The following is a 3,298-nucleotide window of genomic DNA, read 5'->3' as shown; positions in this document are numbered from 1 at the left end:
GCAATTCAATTATGAAAAAAGCAAAAGTTTTATTAGCAGCCATTGCAGTTGTAGGTGGTGACCTTGCATTTAAAGCAAAGACTATTGGAAGTATTTATTGTTTTATTGTGACACTACTTGTCTAATAAATGAGCTTAAACTCGGATTTACCACTCAGGATCATTTTTTGGAACTGCCACAACAGTATGTAATGCCTAGGGAACTATTATGTACTATGTTAATGTATTTGGGAATTGTACATCTACTACCATTGCCTATACAACCCATCTTTGAACTATTAATCTTAACTTTCAAAAGTTTGAAAAAGTAGTCATTATTAATGACTACTTTTTCAATATCCAGATTCAATCCCTTTCAATCTTGCGGGCACACCTGACACCATCCATTTTGGTGCAGGTGTGCCTTTTAAATAATGATCAAAAAATTGGGTAAGACGAATGGTGTAATCCATTGCATCTTTGCCTCCGATACCATGTCCTCCTTCATCATATTGTAGCATCCATACTTTCTTACTTAACCGATGCAAAGCATTAAAAAACTCCACTGCCTGGCTCCAGGGAACAATAGGATCTCCTTTTGGATGCATGATAAGCAAAGGAGTGCTTATGTTAGGAACATTAAAGATTGGAGAGTTTTTAATGAAAATTTCAGGATTCTTCCACAATGTGGATTGGGTTCTAAATTGATAAATTTCAAAATGCCACCGGGCGCTGCCTCCCCCTTGTAGTGCACCATAACCACTAATTAAATCTGTATGTCCATTAGCTTCTGCTGCTGCTGCAAACAGGTTTGTATGAGTTACCAGGTAGGCTGTTTCGTAACCTCCAAAACTGTGGCCCTGAAGTCCCATTTTTGCACTATCTATCCAAGGGGATTTAGATAAATATTTCGCAGCGGACACTACTGAACTAACCACGCTTTTACCAGGTTCACCAATGGTGTAAACAATATCTGGAACAAAAACAAGATAGCCATTGCTTACAAAATAAGGAATATTGATTGGGCCGAATGAAGCTACAGGATCAGTATATATGTTCAATCCGTCGGACAACCGTTCATAATAATGAAAAATTACCGGATACTTTTTGGTGGAATCAAAATTTTCAGGTTTATACAAAATACCCTGAAGAGTCTTGCCGTCCAGTGACTGCCATTGATGTAGTTCGGATGTCAACCAATTATAATTCTTTTCAGGGTAAATGTTACTTACCGGACTAAAGGATTTAAAATCCGAGGTAACAAAATAATTAGGTGATTCGCGGCCACTACTTCTTCTAACGACCCATACGTTTTTATGCAAAGCTTTGACTGGTTGCATCGGCGGGAGCAAACTTTGCGTACTGTAAGCCTGGGATTTGATTTGATAGTAATTATAAGCCTCCATTGTCAGTTTCGCAGGGTTGCCTTTTCGTTCCGGTCTTGCCGAAAAAAAGCCATTGTCTTTTGAAAGTGTATTGAAGGCAGTTAATAAAATGGGTTTCTCTTTTTTATAAATCACATCCTTTCCTTCAATGCCATAGTCATTTTCAAAAACCAGGCGGAACTTAATGTGATGCAGGCGGCCATAACCATTGGTAAGATTAACAGGAAGTTTTTCTGCTGCGGGATCTACCACCCATACATCATAATCGTCGTAGATGATTGGAAATAATTTTTCGCCTTGCTTCACCCATCCGCCTAAGCCAACAGGATGCTGAAGGGTTATGTCATAATCGTTTAACTCTTCGTTGCTTAGTGAAAATGGTATTCCCCTGGTTATGTTTTTTGCAATATGGTTTTGCAGGTCAAAAGAAAAATAGGCTTTTTGCTGATAGTCATAATAAATAAAGTATTGGGAGTCGGGAGAAAATTTGCAGTTAAAACTAGTAGCGGTGTCGCGGATTATTGTTCGGGAACCGGTCTTCGTTGACATTAAATTCACTGAATACCGTGCATTCCTATTCCAAAATTGTTGCCCGCGTAAATTAGCTTTATCTGAAACTACGATATATTCATTATGAGCATCGGGCTGTCCGATAATTCGTTCATTTTCTTTTTCCAGTCGTATAACCGTGTTTTGATCATTGCTGATAACAGCCAAATATTTTAATGGGCCTGTAGGTTGTGAAGAATGGAGCTGTTCATTATAATGCCATATATCTACCTTCACTGCGTTTGGATCAGCTTTTGGCAATCTTTCCTGTAACTTAAAAAATATGTTTTTCCCATCCTTACTGAACTTCAAATCTGTGCCTGTAACAATTAAGTTATTTTCTATTCCGGTGGTTTGGTTGTTTACTTTAAGTACAGCACTTTCAGTATTTTGATTATAATACCAAATTTCGTTATCAGCCTCGCCTTTATGTATGGTAAATAGTAATCCATTCCCTGATGGGTCAAACACAAAATTTCCCGAGTTAGTTCCTTGCCAGATTTTTTTCTCCTTGCCTGTTTTTAAATTAACATAAAGCAGGCATTCTGTCTTTGCACCGCCATTATTCAACTCTTCTTTTATGAAGAGCGTGCTACCATTTGCGCTAAATAAATATTCTTTTGCTGAAGGATATACCTGCTCCTTACTGGTAGCTAAATGCCGAACGAATAAATGCTTTTCTTTATTTCTTGTTCGGTAAGCAATCCATTCGTCTTTTCCGTTATTGGTGTACGTATAGGAAGTCACTGCTGGAATTGAGCTTTCCAAATCCGAACCCAGCTTCCATACTAAAAGGCTATCGTTTTTGGTCTTTAGTACTGCATGTTTGTTATCAAGGGTAAAATATCCCATAGCAACTCCACCAAACTTCCTTTCCCAATCGGAGTTGAGTGATTTTAATATAAGGGTGGTTTCATTTCCATTAAGCACCTGGTATAACAGAAAATTGCCATCATTGGAAATGGAGGGAGCCCTTCTCAGAGTTGGCCACTTGTCAAATACAGATGTGTCAACGGGAGGCTTATTAGCAGTTTTTAAAGATTGACAAAAGGCAACATCAACGAATGTAAATAAGCATAAGAGCAGAAATAATAATCGCATACTTGGTTATAGTTTTTTATTGTGTAAACTATACCAATTACCAAAACGTCTCGGGATAAAGGAAAGGGTAAACCGGTAAAAGTTCTTTCCTGCTTATCTTGATCTTGCTGAAAATTTCAGGGCGGAATAAGATCAAAATATTGGTTACAAAATTAGATTTTAAAGATAAGAAAAGGAATCGATCAAAAGAAAGTTTTATGCCGGATTCTATAACCTGAAACGGGGAAAATTGATTGGAATATCATAGAAACCTGAAGCAATCAATATGATTTCCATGTTTGATAA

At 37.5% G+C, this 3,298-nt stretch carries 1 protein-coding gene; it reads right to left on the bottom strand.

The features are described 5' to 3' along the window. Positions 1 to 331: 331 nt before the first annotated feature. On the bottom strand, positions 332 to 3,013 hold the full coding sequence (locus A4R26_RS07435; protein ID WP_081163055.1) for an alpha/beta hydrolase family protein: 2,682 nt from the start codon (positions 3,011 to 3,013) through the stop codon (positions 332 to 334). Positions 3,014 to 3,298 lie beyond the last annotated feature (285 nt).

The sequence above is a fragment of the Niastella populi genome, assembly GCF_002078015.1.
GTDB classification, from domain to species: domain Bacteria; phylum Bacteroidota; class Bacteroidia; order Chitinophagales; family Chitinophagaceae; genus Niastella; species Niastella populi.
Note: the sequence above shows the minus strand (reverse complement) of the source record. Positions and strands in the feature narration are given on the sequence as shown.